Annotated in this window: 21 protein-coding genes; 17 read left to right on the top strand and 4 right to left on the bottom strand. The window is 35.2% G+C overall.

Annotated features, from left to right (window positions below; translation table 11 throughout):
- Positions 1-11 precede the first annotated feature (11 nt).
- Together DOK78_RS12055 and DOK78_RS12050 are read right to left on the bottom strand one after the other, a co-directional pair.
- Positions 12-476 (bottom strand): ArgR family transcriptional regulator, encoded by a 465-nt coding sequence (locus DOK78_RS12055; protein WP_207940118.1) that lies wholly within the window; start codon positions 474-476, stop codon positions 12-14.
- A 91-nt stretch (positions 477-567) separates the two neighbouring features.
- Complete coding sequence (locus tag DOK78_RS12050; protein WP_207940119.1) at positions 568-1,029, bottom strand: GNAT family N-acetyltransferase; 462 nt, start codon at positions 1,027-1,029, stop codon at positions 568-570.
- A gap of 415 nt (positions 1,030-1,444) precedes the next feature.
- Between DOK78_RS12050 and rpsB the strand changes: the two genes are divergently transcribed.
- The 10 genes from rpsB (at position 1,445) to DOK78_RS12000 (ending at position 15,145) form a co-directional block, all read left to right on the top strand.
- Complete coding sequence (gene rpsB, locus DOK78_RS12045) at positions 1,445-2,227, top strand: 30S ribosomal protein S2 (RefSeq protein ID WP_207940120.1); 783 nt, start codon at positions 1,445-1,447, stop codon at positions 2,225-2,227.
- 105 nt (positions 2,228-2,332) lie between these two features.
- On the top strand, positions 2,333-3,214 hold the full coding sequence (gene tsf / locus DOK78_RS12040) for a translation elongation factor Ts (RefSeq protein ID WP_207940121.1): 882 nt from the start codon (positions 2,333-2,335) through the stop codon (positions 3,212-3,214).
- Between the two features lie 134 nt (positions 3,215-3,348).
- Positions 3,349-4,071, top strand: coding sequence for a UMP kinase (gene pyrH, locus DOK78_RS12035; protein WP_207940122.1), 723 nt, complete (start codon positions 3,349-3,351; stop codon positions 4,069-4,071).
- Positions 4,072-4,343: 272 nt separating this feature from the next.
- The gene (frr, locus tag DOK78_RS12030; protein WP_207940123.1) at positions 4,344-4,901 is read left to right on the top strand and encodes a ribosome recycling factor; all 558 of its coding nucleotides are present in this window, start codon (positions 4,344-4,346) and stop codon (positions 4,899-4,901) included.
- A gap of 185 nt (positions 4,902-5,086) precedes the next feature.
- Positions 5,087-5,887, top strand: a complete 801-nt coding sequence (locus DOK78_RS12025; protein ID WP_207940124.1) for an isoprenyl transferase — start codon at positions 5,087-5,089, stop codon at positions 5,885-5,887.
- Positions 5,884-6,687 carry a phosphatidate cytidylyltransferase gene (locus tag DOK78_RS12020; protein WP_207940125.1) on the top strand — a complete coding sequence of 268 codons (804 nt, stop codon included), beginning with the start codon at positions 5,884-5,886 and terminating at the stop codon, positions 6,685-6,687. Before DOK78_RS12025 ends, DOK78_RS12020 begins: the two co-directional genes overlap by 4 nt.
- Before the next feature lie 132 nt (positions 6,688-6,819).
- Entirely contained in the window at positions 6,820-7,365 is a 546-nt protein-coding gene (locus DOK78_RS12015) for an SRPBCC family protein (RefSeq protein ID WP_207940126.1), read from the top strand.
- Positions 7,366-7,692: 327 nt separating this feature from the next.
- Positions 7,693-8,955: an RIP metalloprotease RseP gene (rseP, locus tag DOK78_RS12010; RefSeq protein WP_207940127.1), complete on the top strand. Its 1,263-nt coding sequence runs from the start codon at positions 7,693-7,695 to the stop codon at positions 8,953-8,955.
- A 33-nt stretch (positions 8,956-8,988) separates the two neighbouring features.
- Complete coding sequence (locus tag DOK78_RS12005; RefSeq protein WP_207940128.1) at positions 8,989-10,695, top strand: proline--tRNA ligase; 1,707 nt, start codon at positions 8,989-8,991, stop codon at positions 10,693-10,695.
- A 112-nt stretch (positions 10,696-10,807) separates the two neighbouring features.
- Positions 10,808-15,145, top strand: coding sequence for a PolC-type DNA polymerase III (locus DOK78_RS12000; RefSeq protein ID WP_207940129.1), 4,338 nt, complete (start codon positions 10,808-10,810; stop codon positions 15,143-15,145).
- Between the two features lie 44 nt (positions 15,146-15,189).
- Here DOK78_RS12000 and rlmD read toward each other — a convergent pair whose 3' ends face one another.
- Entirely contained in the window at positions 15,190-16,566 is a 1,377-nt protein-coding gene (rlmD, locus tag DOK78_RS11995) for a 23S rRNA (uracil(1939)-C(5))-methyltransferase RlmD (RefSeq protein WP_207940130.1), read from the bottom strand.
- A 228-nt stretch (positions 16,567-16,794) separates the two neighbouring features.
- Here rlmD and recX point away from each other — a divergent pair, with 228 nt between their 5' ends.
- The 5 genes from recX to DOK78_RS11970 all read left to right on the top strand — a co-directional run bounded on the left by recX (position 16,795) and on the right by DOK78_RS11970 (position 20,267).
- Positions 16,795-17,577, top strand: coding sequence for a recombination regulator RecX (gene recX, locus DOK78_RS11990; RefSeq protein WP_207940131.1), 783 nt, complete (start codon positions 16,795-16,797; stop codon positions 17,575-17,577).
- Positions 17,567-18,730 carry an A/G-specific adenine glycosylase gene (gene mutY / locus DOK78_RS11985; protein WP_207940132.1) on the top strand — a complete coding sequence of 388 codons (1,164 nt, stop codon included), beginning with the start codon at positions 17,567-17,569 and terminating at the stop codon, positions 18,728-18,730. The genes recX and mutY overlap by 11 nt, the downstream gene beginning before the upstream one ends.
- A 93-nt stretch (positions 18,731-18,823) precedes the next feature.
- Positions 18,824-19,357 carry a nucleoside tri-diphosphate phosphatase gene (locus DOK78_RS11980; protein WP_207940133.1) on the top strand — a complete coding sequence of 178 codons (534 nt, stop codon included), beginning with the start codon at positions 18,824-18,826 and terminating at the stop codon, positions 19,355-19,357.
- 139 nt (positions 19,358-19,496) lie between these two features.
- Positions 19,497-19,655, top strand: coding sequence for a hypothetical protein (locus DOK78_RS11975; RefSeq protein WP_207940134.1), 159 nt, complete (start codon positions 19,497-19,499; stop codon positions 19,653-19,655).
- 27 nt (positions 19,656-19,682) lie between these two features.
- Positions 19,683-20,267: a hypothetical protein gene (locus tag DOK78_RS11970; RefSeq protein ID WP_207940135.1), complete on the top strand. Its 585-nt coding sequence runs from the start codon at positions 19,683-19,685 to the stop codon at positions 20,265-20,267.
- A 24-nt stretch (positions 20,268-20,291) separates the two neighbouring features.
- Here the strand turns inward: DOK78_RS11970 and DOK78_RS11965 are convergent, their stop codons facing one another.
- Positions 20,292-20,726 carry a GNAT family N-acetyltransferase gene (locus tag DOK78_RS11965; RefSeq protein ID WP_207940136.1) on the bottom strand — a complete coding sequence of 145 codons (435 nt, stop codon included), beginning with the start codon at positions 20,724-20,726 and terminating at the stop codon, positions 20,292-20,294.
- A 111-nt stretch (positions 20,727-20,837) separates the two neighbouring features.
- Between DOK78_RS11965 and DOK78_RS11960 the strand changes: the two genes are divergently transcribed.
- Both DOK78_RS11960 and DOK78_RS11955 read left to right on the top strand, forming a co-directional pair.
- Positions 20,838-21,965: an AI-2E family transporter gene (locus DOK78_RS11960; RefSeq protein ID WP_207940137.1), complete on the top strand. Its 1,128-nt coding sequence runs from the start codon at positions 20,838-20,840 to the stop codon at positions 21,963-21,965.
- Between the two features lie 115 nt (positions 21,966-22,080).
- Positions 22,081-23,454: a hemolysin family protein gene (locus DOK78_RS11955; protein WP_207940138.1), complete on the top strand. Its 1,374-nt coding sequence runs from the start codon at positions 22,081-22,083 to the stop codon at positions 23,452-23,454.
- The last annotated feature ends 21 nt before the right edge of the window (positions 23,455-23,475 follow it).

The following is a 23,475-nucleotide window of genomic DNA, read 5'->3' as shown; positions in this document are numbered from 1 at the left end:
GGGTATTTTTTTTAGACAGCATGTGTTTTGAAATAATTTTCGATAACTTGTGCATCTTCTTCGGTACGCGAGATAACAACCACAACGTCAAAACCAGCTAATGTACAGATTTTTTCCTTCATTGAAACTTCATCAATGGCTGCAGATAAGATAGGGGCATTATCAGGAATTGTATTAATTAATGTTAAAAATTGTACACGGTCAACTTTAGTTACCACATCCTGAATGATATGAGTTAAGCGTTGATTTTCGGTTTCTTCTTTTTGACCTTGACTTTCTTGAAACAACTCAAATTTTGCTTGTCCAGTTCCATCTGGTGATTTCACAATTTGCAAATCACGAATATCACGTGAAATGGTTGCTTGAGTTGCAGTTACTCCTTCTTTTTCTAAAAGATGTAACAACTCTTCTTGTGTACGAATGGTATTGTTATTCACAAGTTGTTTAATTAATACATGGCGATCCGCTTTACGCACATGATTCAGCTCCTTTTTGCATATAAATTCATTTCTTATCATAGCAAAAGATACTTAAAATAGATAGCTTTAAGGTGTGTAAAATTGAGAATTAAATAGATAATTCCATCATGAGATCAGAATCTATATATTTGTTATTAATCATAGGAATTTCTTGGAAACCAAATTTTTGATAAAGCACAAGTGCCGTAGCTAATTTTTGGTCTGTATACAAAATAATTTTTGTTGCATATTGTTCTTTGGCTTGTTGGATGGCTGTTTCCATTAGTAAGTTTCCTAGTTTGAGCCCTTTGTATTTTTCTGTTACTGCTAATTTTGCTAACTCGTAAGTTGTTTCATCTACTTTAATCAAAGAAACAGTGCCGACTATTTCATTTTGATATTTTGCAAAAAAGATACAGCCGCCTGTATCTAAAATAATCTCTTTAGGAGAATTTAAAATTTTAATATCTTCTGGTTCAACGGTGACATATTTTTCCAGCCACTCGTATCCTAACCGTTTAAAATCATCATGATATTTTTCTTCGTACGTAACAATTTCAATTTGTTTCATGCAATCACCTTCCATTTTCAACTAATAAAAATTATAACATATCAGCAGTCTTTTAATCTTAATATAAACAAATAATGAGATACAAGCGAACTAAGAAAACATATTTTATAAAAAAGAAAAATTCGCATCTGATGAAAAATAGTAGCAAAAAGATAATATATGCTAGTAATCTAAAAGCTTTTAGTTGAAAAGCGTTGTCCAATCCTATATAATTACAGATGGCTCAAAAAGATTTGTAAATAGATTGCAATTATTTTTGTGTCGTATTATAATAGTTGAGGCACTTTAATAAAATATTGCTGTGTCAACAATCCACATCTTACTTTATCTGCGGAGCGGTGCTGAAAATCAGTTCTCCAAAGAGCTATGAAGTAGGAGAGGGAAAAAATAAAAACCAAATTGGAGGAAACACAAAATGGCAGTAATTTCTATGAAACAATTACTAGAAGCCGGCGTACACTTTGGTCACCAAACACGTCGCTGGAACCCAAAAATGAAGAAATATATCTTCACAGAAAGAAACGGAATCTACATCATTGACTTACAAAAAACAGTTAAATTAGTAGATGCTGCTTACGATTACATGAAAGAAGTCGCTGAAGATGGCGGAATCGCATTGTTCGTAGGAACTAAAAAACAAGCTCAAGAAGCTATCAAAGAAGAAGCTATCCGCGCTGGTCAATACTATGTAAACCACCGTTGGTTAGGTGGAACTTTAACTAACTGGGAAACAATCCAAAAACGTATTGCTCGTTTGAAACAAATCAATGCAATGGAACAAGATGGAACATTTGATGTTTTACCTAAAAAAGAAGTTGCTGGTTTGAACAAAGAACGTGAACGTTTAGAAAAATTCTTAGGTGGTATCGCTGATATGCCAAGAATTCCAGACGTAATGTACGTGGTTGACCCTCGTAAAGAACGTATTGCAATTCAAGAAGCACACAAATTAAATATCCCAATCGTTGCTATGGTTGATACAAACTGTGATCCAGACGAAATCGACGTAGTAATTCCTTCAAATGACGATGCTATCCGCGCCGTTAAATTGATTACTTCTAAAATGGCAGATGCTTTCATCGAAGGCAACCAAGGTGAAGATCAAGTAGTTGAAGAAGATTTCGTAGCTGAAGAAGCTGCAACTTCAATTGAAGAAATTGTTGATGTAGTAGAAGGCGACAACGCATCAGCTGAATAATTTTTAAACGACGGAGCTGTTTCAAAGGCTAGGCGAAAAGCCGTACTCTCCTTTGAAACAGCTTTTTTTAAAAAACTAACATATATTTCAGGAGGAAATTCAAAAATGGCTCAAATCTCAGCTAAATTAGTAAAAGAATTACGCGACATGACTGGCGTAGGTATGATGGATGCTAAAAAAGCATTAGTAGAAGTAGAAGGCGACATCGATAAAGCAGTTGACTTTTTACGTGAAAAAGGTATGGCAAAAGCTGCTAAGAAAAATGACCGTATCGCTGCTGAAGGTTTAGCTGCAGTTGCAGTTAATGGAAACACTGCTGCAATCGTAGAAGTAAACTCTGAAACAGACTTCGTTTCTAAAAACGAAAAATTCCAAACTTTAGTAAAAGAAATCGCTGAAGCTGTAGCTGTAAACAAACCAGCTGACATGGACGCTGCAATGGAATTAGAAATTTCTACTGGCGTGATCAAAAATGCATTGATTGAAGCTACTCAAGTAATTGGTGAAAAAATCAGCTTCCGTCGTTTTGACGTTGTTGAAAAAGAAGATAACGCAGCATTCGGTGGATACTTACACATGGGTGGACGTATCGCTGTATTAACTGTTGTAGAAGGAACAACTGATGAAGAAGTTGCTAAAGACGTAGCTATGCACGTTGCAGCAATCAACCCTCGTTATGTTGACGAATCTCAAATTCCTCAAGAAGAATTAGATCATGAAAAATCAGTATTAACTGAACAAGCATTAAATGAAGGCAAACCAGCAAATATCGTTGAAAAAATGGTAGTTGGACGCTTAAATAAATTTAAAGCTGAAATCTCATTAGTAGACCAACCATTCGTTAAAGATCCAGATATGACAGTAGCTAAATATGTAGCTTCAAAAGGCGCTACTGTGAAATCATTCACTCGTTTTGAAGTGGGCGAAGGTATCGAAAAACGTGAAGATAACTTTGTAGAAGAAGTTATGAGCCAAGTAAATAAATAAATCTGTTCCTAGAGCAGATGGGAACGCATGGAAATGCGCTCCCTTTTTTTAAGCAAAATTAGATTAATCAATAAGACGCTCATAGCTGAGCAGATTGCTACTATTAGGAATAGAGAATTTACGGAGGAATCATCATGGTAAAACCAAAATATCAACGTGTTGTTTTAAAATTAAGTGGGGAAGCTTTAGCAGGAGATGAAGGGTTTGGTATTAAACCACCAACTATTCAAGAAATCGTTAAAGAGTTGAAACAAGTTCATGATTTAGGCGTAGAATTAGCTATCGTTGTTGGTGGTGGAAATATTTGGCGTGGACAAATTGGCGCACAAATGGGCATGGAACGTGCGCAAGCAGATTATATGGGGATGCTTGCTACAGTAATGAATGCATTAGCGTTACAAGATACATTAGAAAATGCTGGTGTGCCAACTCGTGTGCAAACATCCATTGATATGCGCCAAATTGCAGAGCCATATATTCGTCGTCGTGCCGAACGTCACTTAGAAAAAGGACGCGTAGTTATTTTTGCTGGAGGAACAGGAAATCCTTATTTCTCAACAGATACAACTGCAGCATTAAGAGCAGCTGAAATTAATGCTGATGTTATTTTAATGGCAAAAAATAATGTTGATGGTGTCTACTCTGCCGATCCTAAATTAGATACAAATGCGGTTAAGTTTGAAGAATTAACACATTTGGATGTGATTGCTAAAGGATTGCAAGTAATGGATTCTACTGCAAGTTCTTTAAGTATGGATAACGATATTCCATTAGTTGTATTTAACTTAAACGAAGCTGGCAATATTCAACGTGCTATTTTAGGCGAAAATATTGGTACAACTGTGCGTGGAAAATAATACGAAAAATCGTTAATTACTCACAAGGTAGTTAACGATTTTTTTAAAATTAAAAAATAGAAGAATTGAGTTTTTAATGGTTTAAGGTTGTATATTCGACCGATAATCACGTATAATAAAGATATTGGCAAAGCTTGAGTATTTCATTAATAAACGATATTTTACGCAAAATGAGGGCATTATTTATCAAGTTTTGTGCAAAGAAATTATTCTAAAATAAAATTTAGGGTTTCCATGCAAACGTTTGGAAATTATTAGTGAGGGGAAATAAAATGGCAGATCAAATTTTAACAGAAGCAAAAGAAAAGATGCAAAAAGCAGCAGATAGCTTACAACGTGATTTAGGACAAATTCGTGCAGGTCGTGCGAATGCTAGCCTTTTAGACCGCGTATCAGTCGTTTATTATGGTGTACCAACGCCATTAAATCAAATGGCTTCAATTACAATCCCAGAAGCGCGTGTATTAATGGTTACACCATTTGATAAAACAATATTACAAGAAGTTGAAAAAGCAATTATGGCATCTGATTTAGGAATTACACCAACAAATGACGGAAATGTGATTCGTTTAGTGCTTCCTCAATTAACAGAAGAACGTCGTAAAGAATTAGCAAAAGACGTTAAAAAAGCAGCTGAAAATGCAAAAGTTGCTGTTCGTAATGCTCGTCGTGATGCAATCGATGCATACAAAAAACAACAAAAAGCAAGCGAAATTACAGAAGATGATTTGAAAGATTCAGAAAAAGAAGTTCAAGCAGCAACAGACGAAAGCATCAAAAACTTAGATGCAATCGCAGCAGAAAAAGAAAAAGAACTATTAGAAGTTTAATTTTTTTGGTGAGACTATGTAAAAAATAGTTTCACCTTTTTTATTATTCCATTAAAAAACAGCTGAAATTATTCGTTTTCTATTAATAAATGAACGGAACTTCTTTTTTTGATAGGCAATATTTCTTATTATTGCTATAATGTAAAGGATGAATTTTTTAAATTGGGATGATAGGAGAGAACAAGATGCTACGTTTTTTTCCACAAAAGAGCAAATACATCCAGGAAGAAGGGGAGTTTGAGTTTCAAAAAGAATTACCGATCCCCAAGCATATAGCAATTATTATGGATGGAAATGGACGATGGGCCCAAAACCGTCGTTTGCCTCGAGTAGCGGGGCATAAGGAAGGAATGGAAACAGTCAAAAAAATTACCAAACATGCCTCTCATCTAGGTGTAAAAGTACTAACTCTTTATGCGTTTTCGACAGAGAATTGGAAACGTCCGACAGAAGAAGTAGACTTTTTGATGCAGCTGCCGGTGGATTTTTTTGATGCTTTTGTACCTGAATTAATTAAAGAGAATGTTCGTGTCAATGTGATGGGCTACAAAGAATTTTTACCTACCCATACGCAAGATGCTGTAGCACGAGCCATTGAACAAACCAAAAACAATACAGGTATGATTTTGAATTTTGCATTAAATTATGGTAGTCGAGCTGAAATTGTCTCCGCTGTGAAAGACGTTTATCAGGAAGTTGCTGATAACTCAGGCGATGTTGAGCTGATTGATGAAGAGATGATTGCTAAACATTTAATGACGGGTTTTCTACCAGTTGAATTGCGTGATCCAGAACTGTTAATTCGAACAAGTGGTGAGGAGCGTATTAGTAATTTTCTTCTTTGGCAAATTGCTTACAGTGAATTATTTTTCACTGACGCTTTATGGCCAGATTTTAACGAGTTATTATTGGAAACTTCAATTGCTAGTTTTCAAAATAGAGATCGCCGTTTTGGCGGGTTGAAACATAAGGAGGAGAAAAAATGAGACAACGTGTGATTACAGCTGTTGTTGCGCTAGCACTATTTTTACCAATCATTTATTTTGATTTTGGCGGTATTTCAGTTGCTTTATTAGGCGCAGCGTTAGCCGTTGTAGGTGTGTATGAGCTATTCCGCATGAAAGGACTAGCGATGTTAAGCTTTGAAGGTGTACTTTCAGGACTGGGGGCAGTCATTTTAGTTTTACCTAGAGAATGGTTTGTTTTTTTACCAGAAAAAACCGATAAATTTATGTTGTTTTATTTGATTGTGATGTTATTATTGGGAATTTCAGTAATTTCAAAAAATACGTATACAATTGATGAAGCAGCGTTTCCAGTCATTGTTAGTTTGTATACTGGTGTAGGTTTTGAAAGTTTTGTTAATGCACGTATAGAAAATTTAATTGTTCTATGTTTTGGATTGTTTATTGTTTGGGCAACCGATATTGGCGCATATATGGTCGGAAGACAGTACGGTAAAAATAAACTGTGGCCAGAAATTTCGCCTAATAAAACAGTAGAAGGTGCTCTCGGTGGCATTTTAAGTGCCGTGGTTGTTGCAGCAGTGTATCTAGCAATTTTTCATGGAAGCGACTATTTTGGCTATAATTCATTTGTTATGATTTTACTAACCATTATTTTTTCTATTGTCGGTCAATTTGGTGATTTAGTAGAATCTGCTATTAAGCGTCATTATAAAGTTAAAGATTCAGGAACGATTTTACCTGGACACGGTGGTATTTTAGATCGTTTTGATAGTTTGTTATTTGTATTTCCAATTATGAGTCTTTTAGGCGTATTTTAATCAAAGAAACGAAGTAACCATTTTGGCTACTTCGTTTTTTTGCATTCAAGCGGTACAGCATGGACCTTAACCATCTGTATTCATTTCTAGATTTATGATAAAGTGGAAGTAGCTAATGACTAGAGAAAAGTTTTGACCAAGCTTGAAGATAATTTAATGAGAGACATGCGATTTAAAAAAATTAAGGAAGGTGATACGATGAATGAATTGGGAACACTACATGAATTGAATGGGCGCTATGTTATACGTTTTGAACATTTTTTTTCTGATAAACCGGAAGCTATTTTCCAATTTGTTACAAATTCTAATTATTTTTCACAGTGGTATCCTTTTGCAACAGGAGAAATGGATTTAAGAATTGGTGGGAAAATTTCCTTCGATGATGGTGAAGGTTCACAATATACAGCAACTATCACAGCATTAGAAGAGTCATATTTATTGGCTTTCAGTGAAATGGATGATTTGATACGCATAGAATTGCTAGAAGAAGATAAAGGATGTCGAATGGTTTTTACCCATACATTTGATGATGTTGCATGGACAGTGCAAACTGCGATAGGATGGCATAATTGTTTAGAGGTATTTGTTCAGCTTGTTCATGGGCAGCCAATTACATGGCCTGATGACTCAAGCAAACTTCGTAAGATTTATAGCGAAGCATTTAATAGAGAAAAGTAAGGACTCTTTTGATTTACAAATTGGCAAATTGAAATGAAATATTGCCATAAATAAGAGCAGATAACCTTGTCTGCTCTTATTTCAATTTAGTAGTGCAGATGTTTTGTATAAAAAATAACACGATTGATTTGCTAACTTTATTTTAAAAATGTTAATTTATCAAGCTTAATTATACTTATAGTGGGTTATTTAAGAAAGCTAAAGTTAAATTCTTGTTACAAAGTGGGGGAACAATTGTGAATTGATGAAGATATGATAAAATAGTGGAGTGTTTAAACAATTCCCATTTACTATTAGTAGACGGAAAACAAAGAGAGGAGCAAACAGATGAAGACTGTTTTAGTATTTTTAATTGTCTTCTCGGTCGTGGTAGTTATTCATGAGTTTGGTCATTTTTATTTTGCAAAGCGAGCAGGGATTTTAGTTCGAGAATTTGCGATTGGAATGGGACCAAAGTTATTCAGTCATCAAGGAAAAGACGGTACGACATATACAATTCGTGCTTTGCCAATGGGCGGTTACGTCCGCATGGCTGGTTACGAAGATGAAGAGGAAATCAAGGCAGGAATGCTGGTTGGTTTAGTGCTTGATGAAAATGATACGGTTATTAAAATTAATACCAGTCATAAAGTACAACTGACAAATGGCATTCCTTTAGAGGTCGCCAACCAAGATTTAGTTGATGCATTAACGATTACAGGTTTTGTAAACGGTGATGAGCGTCAAACTGTGACGTATGCTGTTGCTCATGATGCGATTCTTATTGAAGAAGATGGAACAGAAGTGCGTATTGCACCACGAGATGTCCAATTTCAATCTGCTAAATTATGGCAACGAATGCTAACTAATTTTGCCGGACCAATGAACAATTTCTTATTGACGATTGCTATTTTTATTTTAATCGCGTTCTTAAACGGAGGTGTTGTCGATAGAAATTCAACAACTATTAATGTGATTGAAAATGATGTTGCAGCAACTGCTGGTTTAAAAGATGGTGATGAAATTGTTGCGATTAACCAGGAGTCTGTAGACAATTGGGCACAAATCAGTCAAATTGTTCAACAGAATCCTGACAAAGAATTACAAATTGAAATTAAACGTGACAATCAAACACAAACAATCACAGCTATACCCAAAACAGTGGAAGCTGGTGAACAAAAAGTGGGACAATTGGGCATTCAAGCCCCAATGAAAACGGGCTTTTTCGATAAAATTATTGGTGGTTTCCAAGATAGTATCGCATCATTTTTCCAAATTATCGATGCCTTACGTTCATTACTAACCAATTTTAGTATTGATCAGTTGGGCGGACCGGTTGCAATTTTCCAACTATCATCAGAAGCTGCTAAACAAGGGCCGATGACTGTGCTAATGATGACAGCCATGATTTCAATCAACTTAGGTATTTTTAATTTATTGCCAATTCCAGGTTTGGATGGCGGTAAACTATTATTAAATATCATTGAAGGTGTTCGGGGGAAACCTTTGAGTCAAGAAAAAGAAGGAATCATCACATTAGTTGGTTTTGGTTTATTGATGTTATTGATGGTTCTTGTTACTTGGAATGATATTCAGCGCTTTTTCTTTTAATGAAAACAGTTGAAGTTAGTAAAGGAGATAAAAATGAAACAGTCGAAACTTTTGATTCCAACATTACGAGAAACGCCTTCAGAAGCAGACATAAGAAGTCATCAGCTTTTAGTCCGTGCGGGATTTATTCGTCAAGTTTCTAGTGGAGTCTACATGTATCTACCCTTAGCTCATCGAGTAATCGAAAAAATCAAGAAAATCATTCATGAAGAATTTGCAAAAATTAATGCAGTCGAAATGACTATGCCGATCCTTCTTCCAAAAGAGTTATGGGAAGAATCTGGTCGGTATGCTTCATATGGCGAAGCATTGTATCGTTTGGAAGATCGAAATCAACGTGAATACATTTTAAGTCCAACTCATGAGGAAATTTTCACCGAATTAATTGGGAATGAGATTTTTTCATACAAAGATTTACCACTGAATCTTTATCAAATTCAAAATAAATATCGTGATGAAATTCGTCCACGTTTTGGTTTATTGCGTAGCCGTGAATTTCTAATGTGTGATGGGTATTCGTTTCACTCTTCTGAAGAGAGCCTAGAAATACAGTATCGTCAATATGAACAGGCGTATCGTGAAATATTTACACGTTGTGAGATTGTCTTCAAAAGTGTTTTGGGAGACAGTGGTGCTATGGGGGGAAAAGACTCCAAAGAGTTTTTAGCAATTTCTGAAGTGGGTGAAGATGTTATTTGCTCATCGACAGAAAGTGATTATGCAGCCAATCGTGAAATGGCGACTAGTTTGTATACTTCTAAAAAATCACATGCAACCTTTTTAGAAAAAGAGAAGGTAGCGACACCAAATGTACACACCATTCGAGAAGTATCTGAGTTGTTAGAAGTTGCGCCAGAAAAAATAATTAAATCACTCTTTTTCATGGCGGATGAACAACCGATTCTTGCGTTAATGCGTGGCGATCATGAATTAAATATAGTGAAGTTAAAAAATTATTTAGGTAGCCAAACATTACGTGAAGGGACTCAAGAAGAAGCACAGCAGATTTTTGGTGCTTCTTTTGGCTCCCTTGGTCCAGTAGGTGTACCAGAAGAGGTGCGTATTTTTGCTGATTTATATGTTCAAGATTTGGTAAATAGTATAACTGGTGCAAATGAAGATAATTACCATTTCATCAATGTAAATGCTAGTCGTGATTTTAAAGTCACTGAATACGTTGATTTGCATTTGGTTCAAGAGGGCGACCTTTCGCCAGATGGTGCTGGAGAGATTGTTTTTCATCGAGGAATCGAAATAGGCCATATTTTTAAATTAAGAACCTATTATAGTGAAAAAATGGATGCTAGAATAACAGATGAAACTGGAACGAAACTTCCTGTTTTAATGGGTAGTTATGGCATTGGTGTGAGTCGTTTGTTGGCAACAATTGCTGAACAGCACAGCGATGATACCGGAATTACTTGGCCTAGAGAAATTGCACCCTTTGATGTTCATTTATTACAAATGGATATGGAAGATGATTATCAAGCTCATTTGACAAGTGAAGTTGAACTTGCTTTACAAGTCGCTGGTTATGAAGTCTTAACGGATGATCGTGCGGAACGACCAGGAGTAAAATTTGTTGAAGCAGATTTAATTGGTTGTCCAATTCGTATTACAGTGGGTAAAAAGGCTGTTGAAGGCATTGTAGAAATTAAAATCAGAAAAACAGGTGCTGCAATAGAAGTTCGTAAAGAGGAATTACCCTCGACGCTAAGTATTTTATTAAGTACAGAATAAAAATTGAAGTCTAGGATACTCATCAAATGATGAATGTCCTAGACTTCTTTAATGAAAACTAAAGAAAAAAAGAGTATACTAAAATGTACGAAACAAAAAGGGAGGAGTCAGCTTGTCTAAAGAAAGAGAGAAGTTTGAAATATTATTGGATCAGATGAATTTAGATCCAGAGTTACAAAAACATCCCTTATTACAAACAGGAAAAATGACCCAAGTCGTGGTTCATCGCCAGTCTAAATGTTGGTCATTTACCTTGGGATTTGAAAAAATATTGCCAGCAGAGTTGTATCAAAATTTTTATCAACATTTGGAACTTGCTTTTAAAGATATTGCAGCTGTCCGATTACAACTCGAAACAGAAGACAAACAATTTGACGAGCAATTACTGCAAGACTATTGGTCATTAGCGTTAGCCAACCAAAATTGTGATACGCCACTTGTCAAGCAAGTGCTAAAATCGCAATTTCCCAAAATGCAGGAGAAAAAAATTGTGTTGCCTGTAACCAATGATGCAGTGATTTCCATTTTACAACAGCAGTATTTGCCAGTTATTGAAGCCAACTATCAACGTTTTGGGTTTGACCGTTTCCGCATTCAGCCGATTTTAGACCATAAACAAGCAGAAGCTGATTTACAAGAATTAGCACAACGCCAACAAAAGCAACAAGAAGCGTTTATGCAACAAGCTGCTGAAAATATTGCGTCACATGAACAACGCAAAAAAGAGAAAAAACAAGCACCTGCTGCGTTGGAAGGTCCAATTATGTTAGGGCGCAACATCCCGGCAGATGAATTAGTGACACCAATGGGAAATATTTTAGAAGAAGAACGTCGTGTGACAATTCAAGGATACGTCTTTGATAAAGAAGTTCGTGAATTACGCTCAAAACGAAAAATCTTAATTTTAAAAATTACTGATTATACATCTTCGTTTATTGTTAAAAAATTCTCGAATGGTGAAAAAGATGAACAAATATTCGATGCTATTTCAAAAGGTAGCTGGTTAAAAGTTCGTGGAAGTATTCAAGAAGATACATTTATGCGTGATTTAGTAATGAATGCGCAAGATTTAGTGGAAATTAAACATGATACACGTAAAGACTATGCTCCTGAGGACGAAAAACGAGTGGAGTTACATTTGCACTCAAACATGAGTACGATGGATGCGACCAATAATATTAGTGATTTAGTTGCACAAGCAGGTAAATGGGGACACAAAGCCATTGCAATTACCGATCATGGTGGCGCACAAGCCTTTCCTGATGCGCATCAAGCAGGGAAAAAAGCAGGTGTTAAAATCATATATGGCGTTGAAGCAAATGTCGTGGATGATGGGGTCGAAGTGGCTTATAATGCACAACCTGTTCCGCTAACTGATGCAACTTATGTTGTTTTTGACGTGGAGACAACAGGTCTATCGGCTGTTTACGATACGATTATTGAATTAGCCGCAGTGAAAATGAATAAAGGTAATGTGGAAGCTTCTTTTGATGAATTCATTGATCCGGGACATCGTTTATCAAATACAACTGTGAATTTAACAGGGATTACTGATGAAATGGTTCGTGGTTCAAAATCAGAAGAAGAAGTGTTACGTCTTTTCCGCGAATTTTCAGAAGGAGCTATTTTAGTAGCTCATAATGCGTCCTTTGATATGGGCTTCTTAAATATGAGTTATAAAAAATATGGGATTCCTGAAGCTGACAATCCCGTGATTGATACTTTAGAATTGGCACGGTATTTGTATCCAGAATTTAAACGTTTTGGTTTAGGTGTCTTATCGAAAAAATTTGGTGTTTCATTGGAACAACATCACCGAGCGATTTATGATGCAGAAGCAACTGGTCATTTGGCGTGGATTTTTGTAAAAGAAGCCATAGAAAAACACGAAATGTTATTACATGAAGATTTAAACCGACATGTAGGTGGCGCAAACTCGATTAAAGCAGCCCGACCGTTTCATGCAACGATTTTAGTGAAAACTCAAGAAGGTTTAAAAAATCTTTTTAAATTAATTTCCATGTCGAATATCACTTATTTTCATGACAAAGCACCACGTATTCCTCGTTCAGAATTAGGAAAATTACGTGACGGCTTGCTTGTAGGAACGGCATGTGATAAAGGCGAAGTGTTTGTTGCAATGATGCAAAAAGGGTATGAAGCAGCAAAAGAAAAAGCGAAATTCTATGATTATATTGAAGTGATGCCAAAACCCGTTTATGCCCCATTGATTGAACAAGAATTAGTTAAAAGTGAAAAAGACTTAGAAGATATTATTCAAAAATTAATCGCCATTGGAGACGAATTAGGAAAACCAGTTGTCGCAACTGGGAACGTTCATTATTTGAATGAAGAAGATGCAATTTATCGTAAAATCTTAATTAATTCAATGGGTGGAGCGAATCCGTTAAATCGTCATAGCTTACCAAAAGTTCATTTTAGAACGACAGATGAAATGTTGACAGAGTTCCAATTTTTAGGAAATGATCTGGCGAAGAAAATAGTTGTGGAAAATCCGAATAATTTAGTCGATAGTTGTGAAGTTGTCGTTCCTGTAAAAGATGAATTATATACACCAAAAATTCCTGGATCAGAACAAGAAATTACCGATTTAAGTTATAATCGCGCCAAAGAATTATATGGTAATCCATTACCAGATATTGTTGAGAAACGTTTGGAAAAGGAATTAAATTCTATCATCGGAAATGGTTTCTCAGTTATTTATCTTATTTCACAAAAGCTAGTACACAAGAGTAATCAAGATGGTTATTTAGTAGGTTCTCGTGGTTCGGTAGGTTCAAGTTTTGTCGCAACGATGACAGGAATCACTGAAGTAAATCCTTTAGCTCCCCATTATTTTTGCCCAGAATGCCAATATTCTGAGTTCTATGAAGATGGTTCCTATGGTTCGGGCTTTGATATGCCTGAGAAATCTTGTCCAAAATGTGGCACTCGTTTGAAAAAAGATGGTCACGATATTCCGTTTGAGACGTTCTTGGGATTCCATGGGGATAAAGTTCCCGATATTGATTTGAACTTTTCAGGGGAATATCAACCTGAAGCGCATAATTATACCAAAGTGTTATTTGGAGAAGAGTATGTTTATCGGGCAGGAACAATCGGTACAGTCGCCGATAAGACTGCTTATGGTTTTGTGAAGGGCTATGAACGCGATCATAATCTTCATTTTAGAGGAGCTGAAGTCGATCGCTTAGCCAAAGGTGCTACAGGGGTTAAACGTACAACTGGTCAGCATCCAGGGGGAATTATCGTTATTCCTGATTATATGGATGTCTATGATTTTACGCCTATTCAATATCCAGCTGATGATTTAGAGTCAGAATGGCGAACAACTCATTTTGATTTCCATTCCATCCATGATAATATTTTAAAACTAGATATTCTAGGACATGATGATCCAACCGTGATTCGGATGTTACAAGATTTATCAGGAATTGATCCTAAAACAATTCCGACAGATGATCCAGAAGTTATGCGTATTTTTGAAGGAACGGACGTATTAGGCGTTAATCCTGAAAATATTTATTCAAAAACAGGAACTTTAGGCATTCCAGAGTTTGGGACGCGCTTTGTTCGAGGAATGTTAGAACAGACGCATCCATCCACTTTTGCCGAATTACTGCAAATTTCCGGACTATCACATGGAACCGATGTATGGTTAGGGAATGCCGAAGAATTGATTCGACAAGGAACAGCTGATCTAGCAAACGTAATTGGTTGTCGTGATGATATTATGGTTTATTTGATGCATGCGGGGCTTGATGACGGTTTAGCATTTAAAATCATGGAAAGTGTTCGTAAAGGAAAAGGGATTCCTGATGACTGGCAAGTAGAAATGAAGAAACAAAATGTTCCTGATTGGTACATTGATTCTTGCTTAAAAATCAAGTATATGTTCCCGAAAGCCCATGCGGCAGCATATGTATTAATGGCACTACGTGTAGCGTATTTCAAAGTTTACTTCCCAATTTTATATTATTGTGCTTATTTTTCTGTTCGTGCAGATGACTTCGATTTGGTTGCAATGGCTAAAGGGAAAGAAGCAGTCAAAGAACGGATGAAGGAAATTACAGATAAAGGTATGGATGCTTCAACTAAAGAGAAAAACCTTTTAACTGTTCTGGAATTATGTAATGAAATGATTGAGCGCGGATATGAATTTGGCATGATTGATTTATATAAATCAGATGCAGAAAATTTTGTCATTGATGGCAATAAATTAATTGCACCGTTTCGTGCGGTACCAAGTTTAGGACTTAACGTAGCAAAACAAATTGTTGAAGCGCGTAAAAATGGTCCATTTCTTTCGAAAGAAGATTTAGCTAATCGTGGTAAAGTTTCGAAAACATTGATTGAATATATGACAGACAATGGTGTGTTAAAAGATTTACCAGATGAAAATCAATTATCATTATTTGATATGTTATAAATAAAGAAGCGAACCGTCAAAGAATATTCGACGGTTCGCCTTTTTTAAATACGGGTTAATTTAGCGACGACTTCACAACGAGCTGTTTGTGGAAACATGTCAACTGATTGTAAATAATCGACTTTAAAAACGGTTGATAATTTTTTCAAATCTTTCGCTAAAGTTGAGACATTACATGAAACGTACACAAGTTTTTTGGGGGTATGTTTCAAAATGGCTTGCAATAATTTGTCATCTAACCCTGTACGAGGAGGATCGACGACAATACTATCAGGTGAGAACCCTTCATTTAGCCATTTAGGCAACAAATCTTCGGCTGTTCCAGTCTCATAGTGAGTATTTTCGTACCCCATACGTTTGGCATTACGTTTAGCATCTTCAATAGCTTGTGGAATGATATCCATGCCACGGACTTCTTTCGCCTTGTCAGCAATGCTTAAGCCAATCGTTCCTACACCACAATACGCATCGACCACTGTTTCATTTTCTGTAATATTGAGTGCTTTTATTGCCTCGTTATATAAGACACTTGTTTGCTTTGGGTTCAATTGGAAGAAGGCACGTGCCGATAAATCAAAAATTAACCCATTTAAATGTTCTTCAATAGCTTCTTTTCCCCACAAGTGCATAGTATCATCGCCCATAATAAGAGAAGTCTTTTTGCTTTGCACATTTTGCATGATAGACACGACTTCTGGTAATCGCTGATTGATTTCACGAATAAGTGCATTTTTTTGTGGCAATTTTGGTGAATTGGTAATAAATACTAATTGTGTTTCACCTGTTTCAATCCCAATTCTAACCATTAATGTACGTAAAATTCCTGAATTTTTGCGTTCGTCATAAATTGGAATTTGATATTTATTTACCAATTGCATAACAGTATTGATTACTTTTTGTGTGGTTTCTTCTTGAACTAAGCAATCGTCAATCGCAACTAAGCGATGTGAATTTTGCTCATATAAACCTGCTTCAGCCCGCATTTGTTTTGGATTATAACGTATTTGAAATTGAGCTTTGTTACGATAATGCCAAGGATCATCCATGCCTAATGTGTCGCGCAATTCATATTTTTGATAATTTTTCGGTTTGAATTTTGCTAGTGCTTGTGCTAATAAATCTTTTTTGAAATCCAATTGTTTGTTATACGACAAATGTTGTAGCTGACAACCGCCACAACGGTCATAAAAGTTACACGGTGGCTGTACACGATCCCGACTTTTTTTAACGATTTTTGTTAAAGCAGCTTCCGCAAAAGTTGGGGTTGCTTTCGTCACTTTGGCAATAATTTCTTCTCCTGGTAAAGCTCGCGGAACGAAGACAATTAGTCGTTTATAATAACCAATTCCCTCGCCATTGATTCCTAGACGTTTAATTTTCAGTTGTAATGTTTGTCCAGTATTTAATTGTATAGTTGACATAAGTACTCCTTTATGTAAATTAATCTTATACATTTTAACACAATTCAGTTCACTTGCCTAAAAATGAGGAAATTTAAAAAAGATAGATGCTTTCTCAATTAAAAGCTAAGACAGATCAGTCAGAAGTTGCCTTCTCTTATACAAACGTTTCGATAAAATGGTATACTTTTTATTGGTGATTTAAGAATATTTTGTTTAAAATAGAATGTATGTTCGTGAGGTGATGACATGTTGAAAATAACTACTATTCGTAAAGAAAAAGGTGCTTTTTATCAAGTGAAATTTGAAGATAAACGAGAACTTCGTGTATCTGAAGATTTATTAGTTCGCTATCGTTTATTAAAAGGCACAGAGATCGATGAAAAAATTTTTGAAGAAATTAAAAAAAGTGCAGGGTATGATATCGGCTTACAGTTGGCAATGAACTATATCAGTTATCAATTGCGAACGGAGCAAGAGATGCGAATTTATTTAAAAGACAAAGAAATAACTAGCGATGATAGTCAAAAAATTATTCAACGCTTGAAAGAGTTACAATTAATAGATGATATTGGTTATGGTAAAAGCTACGTTCGGACACAGCTACGCTTAAGTGACAAAGGCCCCCAAGCGTTGATGCAGCAGTTACGTAAAAAAGGATTAAAAGATGAGGTCATTCAAGAGGTGATATTATTGTATACACCTGAAGATCAATTTGAAATTGGCGTGCGAACAGCAACTAAAATGCTAAACACCATTCGTGGTAAAAGCCATCGCGAGACGTTACAAAAACTGCGCATGAAATTAATGCAAAAAGGGTTTTCTAGCGATATTATTTCGATGGTGATGGAAGAAATTCCTAATGAAAAAGATGAGGACGACGAATGGGACGCGTTGCAAAAAGAAGGCGCGAAATTGATTCGGAGACATCGAACAGATAAACAAAAAATAAAACAAAAATTATATCAAAAAGGATTTGATTTTGATTTAATCCAACGATTTATTGATGAGGAAGTACTAGATGAAGACTGAAAACTGGCTAGAATGGGATGAAGAAACGCTTCACTCTTTTCAAGATATATTTTTAACGTGGTACCACCAAGAAAAACGTAATTTACCATGGCGTGCCAATACGCATCCTTACAATATTTGGATTTCTGAAATTATGTTGCAACAAACGCGCGTTGATACGGTAATTGGTTATTATTATCGATTTATGGAAGAATTTCCGACCATTCAAGATTTAGCAAACGCTGATGAACAAAAACTATTAAAAATTTGGGAAGGCTTAGGTTACTATTCACGTGCTCGTAATTTAAAAGTAGCTGCACAACAAATTATGGATGAATTTGGAGGTGTATTTCCGAGCACGCCAGAAGAAATTAGTACCTTAAAAGGGATTGGTCCGTATACAACTGGCGCAATTAGTAGTATTGCTTTTGGTTTACCGGAACCAGCGATTGACGGAAATATCATGCGAGTTGTTAGTCGTTTATTCGAAATAGAAGAGGATATCGCTAAAGCAAGCAGTCGTAAAGTATTTGATGCAGCCACACGAAAAATCATTTCGCACACACAACCCGGTGAAATGAACCAAGCATTTATGGATTTAGGTTCAAATATTTGTAATCCGACCGCACCAAGATGTGAAGAATGCCCAATCCAAGAATTTTGTTTAGCACATAAAAATAATCATCCCACTGCATTTCCTGTAAAGTCGAAAAAAGTAAAACCCAAAGATGTTTATTATATTGCTGGAGCGATTGAAAATCCTAAAGAAGAATATTTATTGGTTCAACGTCCCGAAACGGGATTATTAGCAAAAATGTGGCATTTTCCCTTACAAGAGGTAACCAAAGAAGAATATACGGAATTATTGCGTACATGGCAAAAAGATGAGGAACAACAGCTGACATTAGATTTAGTGGCAGAAGATTTATCGCCACAAGTCTTTGAGGAACTGCCTGTCATTTGGCAAAGAAAACATTTCGGCGAAGTAACCCATGTTTTTAGCCATTTAAAATGGCACGTTCTTTTATTTTATGGACGAACAAAAGAATCTTTTACATCAGAAAACGGTCAGTGGGTTCAACCAACGGATTTTTCAACGTTTGTTTTTCCAAAACCGCAACAAAAACTCGTTACACAGTTCAATAAATATCAGAAACTTGATAAACATTTCTAGGCAAGGACGTTTTTTATTGCTATAATATTAACGATGTCGGTGTAATGAACACCCAAACAAATGCGAATGAGGTTCGCTGAGGGAAGGGTTGCTATGCGAGTTCCAAAAGAAGGAGAGTTTGTCAGCATTCAAAGCTACAAGCATGATGGCAATTTGCATCGTACGTGGCGAGATACTATGGTATTGAAAACCAGCGAACATTCTATGATTGGTGTGAACGATCACACGTTGGTAACTGAATCAGATGGAAGACGTTGGGTAACCCGAGAACCAGCTATTGTGTATTTCCACAAAAAATACTGGTTTAATGTAATAGCAATGATTCGAGAAAAGGGGGTTTCCTATTATTGTAACCTAGCTTCACCTTATTTATTAGATGAAGAAGCACTGAAATATATTGATTACGATTTAGATATCAAAGTATTTCCTGATGGAGAAAAACGATTATTAGATGTCGATGAATATGAATTGCACAGCAAAATCATGCATTATCCACAAGACATCGATTTTATTCTAAAGGAAAATGTCAAAATTTTAGTTGATTGGATCAATAATGGAAAAGGACCATTCTCCGAGGGTTATGTCGATATATGGTATAACCGCTACAAGCAATTGTCGCAAAAGTGAGAGTAACAACACAAAAAGGAGCTAGAAATCTTCATAAGGTTTCTAGCTCCTTTTATGTATTGAATGCTATATACTTAAAATATCTAATGTTATAATATTTTTTGGAAATATTATTTTTTATGTAGAAAGAGGTATTTTTATGAATAGATATTATTATGTTATCAAAGATTTATATGAAAAAAGTCGTGTTAAAAGAAGTCTGAAAGAAATATGGGGCAAAAAAATAAAATGGGTGTATATTATTTTGACAGGTATGATGATGTCAATTTTAGTCTTGGTGGTTAGTGCAGTTCTATAATTTTTTATTAAAATATTTTTTTGGATTATGGCATCTGCTTACATTTTAACAATACTATTTTCTTTAGCAGCTATAGTACTAGGCAAGTTTAATAAAAATGATATTCGTTCTAGAAAAAGTTGGTTACATGAAATAAATAATTTTGATAATCTTCTATTGGCATATAAATTTGATATTATTGATATTGAACGGATGATAAAATATATTGATGAAAATATAAAAGGAAATAGAGAAGAGAATAGAAGGAAATATGATATATTTGGAAAATGCATCTCAGTAACTATTGTTTCTTTTGGAATAGGTATTGGAGTATCAATTTGGAACAGTTATGAATTCAAAGGACATGAAGCTTTAATCACCGGGGCGATCACATTACTTTCTATTACTATTGTGATAATGATACTTTTGTTTATACTTTTTTTGGTGTATGACTCATTATTAGCTAAACAAAAAATAGAAGAGAAAATAAAAATAGCTTTACAAGAAATTTTATTCAGACGACGTAGTGTTAGAATGTATATTATTATAAAAAGAAACTCATATAAATTACTGGAAGATTCGACAGTAAAATATCATTATATTAAGCATAATAAAAAAAGAAATGATTCATAGTCTAGCTATAAATCATTCCTTCCATCAAATCTCTTTTGTCATCGTTACATGTTCAATCCCAGCATCTAAAAAGACATCGCCTTCTGCTTGATATCCAACGCGTTCATAAAAGGGTACGGCTGTTAACTGCGCGCCTAAGATTAAGCTATGATAGCCTTGTTCTTTTGCAAATGTTTCAGCAGCTTGCATGATGATTTTGCCTAAACCTTTTTGACGATGTTCGTTTAAAACTGCCATACGTTGAACTTTTATTTTTTGATCTTCCATTGGCAGTAAACGAACAGTTGCCATCGGAAGTCTATTTTCATCATATAAGACAAAATGAACTGTAAGAGCTTCGTATTGATCGATTTCTAAATCTAAAGGAACATTTTGTTCAACCACAAAGACTTGATTACGGATTTTTAATGCGTCTAAATAAATATCGCTCATGGTATCTCTTGTGTGTGCAACTAACATTTTCATCACCTCGTCATTATTATAAGCTTCTTTTAAATGGTTGGATAGTTTAAAAGAGGATTTTTTTTGTCAAATAGCATATAATTAATTCAGATTAGAAGGAGGTTAGTTATGTTTGAACGAGTAAAACAGTCGAAATTATTTTTTTGGTCGCTGGAATTATTAGTCTTGGCTACATTAATTTTAGTTTTATCAAAAATTGGTTTTGTTTTTCAACCAGTCGTTACATTTTTTACAACATTGTTTGCTCCGGTTTTAATTGCAGGTTTCTTGTATTATCTGTTAAATCCGATGGTCGAACTATTAACAAAGAGATTGAAAGTCAAAAGAATTATAGCAATTGTTATTGTGTTTTTCATATTAATTCTGGCATTAGTTTTAATGATTAGTAGTATTATTCCAAATTTGGTTATTCAAATCTCACAATTAGCTGAAAATATTCCAAATTTTGTAGAGCAAGTTGAGACTTGGGCATATGGTATAGCAAATACAGAAGTTGTTAAACAGATGTTCCAACAAGTGGACATTATGGAACAATTGGAAAAAATGAATTTATCCTATGGGGCGCTTATCCAACGTTTCTTAGGTGGTTTATCTAGTAGCCTAGGTTCGATTGTAGGTTCAATTGCTTCTGCAACGATGACGTTAGTAACTGCTCCGTTTATCTTGTTTTATATGTTAAAAGATGGCGATAAAGTGGTTCCGAATATTGAAAAAGCAATTCCCGAAAAACGACGTGGTCAAGTGGAAGAATTATTAGGGAAGTTAAACAAAACGTTGTCTAATTATATTAGTGGTCAAGCAATTGAATGTATTTTTGTTGCTACATTTACTTTCTTAGGTTATTTAATTATTGGCGTAGACTACGCGTTCTTGTTTGGTGTTATTGCGGGTATTACTAATTTAATCCCTTATTTAGGTCCTTATTTAGGTTTATTACCAGCAGTAGCAGTAACCATTTTCAATGATCCGTTTAAGGCATTGTTATGTTGTGTAGTCGTGTTAATTGTTCAACAATTAGATGGTAATATTATCTATCCAAACGTTATTGGTAAGAGTTTAGCTATCCATCCATTGACTATTATTATTGTGTTATTAGTTGCTGGAAATATTGCTGGTTTGCTAGGAATTTTCCTAGGTGTACCTTTCTATGCAGTATGTCGTACAATTGTTTTATTTATAATTCAGGTTATAAAAGAAGATAAAACGAAGCAAAAACAAGGGGAATTATTAGGATAAAAAAGAATTCAATTACTTTTTATTGCAAAGAAAACCCCTTTATGATACGATTTTAGCGTGGCGATTGCCACGCTTTTTTTTCAATAATTTGTAAAAATAAGGAGAGAATGCAACTATGAATGCTGACCCCGAGAGTCAGTCGCTATTAGCGCAAATATTGTTGTTAATTGTTTTAACATTGGTGAATGCTTTTTTAGCAGCATCAGAAATGTCGCTTGTTTCGATTAATAGAAATCGTGTCGAACAAAAGGCAGAAGAGGGAGATACAAAATCCCAAAAATTATTAAAAATATTAGAAAATCCAACGAATTTTCTATCGACAATCCAAGTCGGAATTACGTTAGTCAATATCTTGTCAGGGGCTTCGTTAGCTGACAGTTTGTCTAGCTATCTTGCACCGTATTTAGGTGGCGGAGCAGCGGCAAAAAGTTTAGCAAGTATCATTGTCTTGGCAATTTTGACGTATGTCTCAATTGTATTTGGTGAATTATATCCTAAACGAATCGCTTTAAACAAGTCTGAAGAGGTTGCTCAATTTACTTCTGGTGTAATTCGTTATATTGGAATTATTGCCAAACCGTTCGTATGGTTGTTGTCGGCTTCGACAAACTTACTTTCACGATTAACACCAATGACATTTGACGATGAAGATGCAAAAATGACGCGTGATGAAATGCGTTACATGATGGAAACTGAAGGTGTGTTTGAAGACAGCGAGTTGGAAATGTTACAAGGGATTTTTTCTTTGGATACGAAAGTTGCCAGAGAAGTAATGGTTCCACGTACCGATGCCTTTATGGTTGATATTCATGATGACGTAAAAGAAAATATGGATAAAATTTTAGCTGAAAACTTCTCACGTATTCCAGTCTACAATGAAGACAAAGATAAAGTGATTGGTGTTCTGCATACAAAAACCTTACTAAAAAGTGCATACAATGTTGGTTTTGATAATCTTGATTTAAAAGAATTGTTACAAGAACCTTTATTTGTTCCTGAAACAGTCTTTATTGATGATTTATTGTATGAATTGAAAAAGACGCAAAACCAAATGGCGATTCTTTTAGATGAATATGGTGGTGTGGTTGGTTTAGTCACACTGGAAGATTTATTAGAAGAAATTGTTGGTGAAATTGATGATGAGTCAGATGAAATTGAATCATTATATGAAAAAATTTCTGAAGATGAATACATTATTCAAGGTCGCATGTTAATCGATGACTTTAATGAACTTTTCCATACAAATCTACATATGTCAGATGTAGATACAATGGCAGGTTACTTTATTACTGCATTAGGAACGATTCCTGATGAAGACGATAAACTATCCTTTGATGTAGATAATGTCACTTTAACTTCAGAGGAAATGGAAGGCACGCGTGTCTTGAAGCTACGTGCAAAATTCCGTGAAGAAGAAGTGGATATTGAACCTGAAGAGGAACGACGCTTCTTCCGTAAAGATTTTGAAGAGGATGAACCAAGACGATAGTAAACTATGGAGTCTATGATT

Origin of the sequence: Enterococcus sp. DIV2402 (assembly GCF_017426705.2) — a bacterium.
In the GTDB taxonomy this organism is placed as follows: Bacteria; Bacillota; Bacilli; order Lactobacillales; family Enterococcaceae; genus Enterococcus_F; species Enterococcus_F lowellii.
Note: the sequence above shows the minus strand (reverse complement) of the source record. Positions and strands in the feature narration are given on the sequence as shown.

Coding starts and splice junctions, on each gene's coding strand:
- DOK78_RS12025 (WP_207940124.1), top strand. CDS start 5,087: ATGCTACGTTTTTTTCCACAAAAGAGCAAATACATCCAGGAAGAAGGG.
- DOK78_RS11960 (WP_207940137.1), top strand. CDS start 20,838: ATGTTTGAACGAGTAAAACAGTCGAAATTATTTTTTTGGTCGCTGGAA.
- pyrH (WP_207940122.1), top strand. CDS start 3,349: ATGGTAAAACCAAAATATCAACGTGTTGTTTTAAAATTAAGTGGGGAA.
- DOK78_RS11975 (WP_207940134.1), top strand. CDS start 19,497: ATGAATAGATATTATTATGTTATCAAAGATTTATATGAAAAAAGTCGT.
- rseP (WP_207940127.1), top strand. CDS start 7,693: ATGAAGACTGTTTTAGTATTTTTAATTGTCTTCTCGGTCGTGGTAGTT.
- DOK78_RS11955 (WP_207940138.1), top strand. CDS start 22,081: ATGAATGCTGACCCCGAGAGTCAGTCGCTATTAGCGCAAATATTGTTG.
- recX (WP_207940131.1), top strand. CDS start 16,795: ATGTTGAAAATAACTACTATTCGTAAAGAAAAAGGTGCTTTTTATCAA.
- DOK78_RS12005 (WP_207940128.1), top strand. CDS start 8,989: ATGAAACAGTCGAAACTTTTGATTCCAACATTACGAGAAACGCCTTCA.
- frr (WP_207940123.1), top strand. CDS start 4,344: ATGGCAGATCAAATTTTAACAGAAGCAAAAGAAAAGATGCAAAAAGCA.
- tsf (WP_207940121.1), top strand. CDS start 2,333: ATGGCTCAAATCTCAGCTAAATTAGTAAAAGAATTACGCGACATGACT.
- rpsB (WP_207940120.1), top strand. CDS start 1,445: ATGGCAGTAATTTCTATGAAACAATTACTAGAAGCCGGCGTACACTTT.
- mutY (WP_207940132.1), top strand. CDS start 17,567: ATGAAGACTGAAAACTGGCTAGAATGGGATGAAGAAACGCTTCACTCT.
- DOK78_RS11980 (WP_207940133.1), top strand. CDS start 18,824: ATGCGAGTTCCAAAAGAAGGAGAGTTTGTCAGCATTCAAAGCTACAAG.
- DOK78_RS12050 (WP_207940119.1), bottom strand. CDS start 1,029: ATGAAACAAATTGAAATTGTTACGTACGAAGAAAAATATCATGATGAT.
- DOK78_RS11970 (WP_207940135.1), top strand. CDS start 19,683: ATGGCATCTGCTTACATTTTAACAATACTATTTTCTTTAGCAGCTATA.
- DOK78_RS12020 (WP_207940125.1), top strand. CDS start 5,884: ATGAGACAACGTGTGATTACAGCTGTTGTTGCGCTAGCACTATTTTTA.
- DOK78_RS11965 (WP_207940136.1), bottom strand. CDS start 20,726: ATGTTAGTTGCACACACAAGAGATACCATGAGCGATATTTATTTAGAC.
- rlmD (WP_207940130.1), bottom strand. CDS start 16,566: ATGTCAACTATACAATTAAATACTGGACAAACATTACAACTGAAAATT.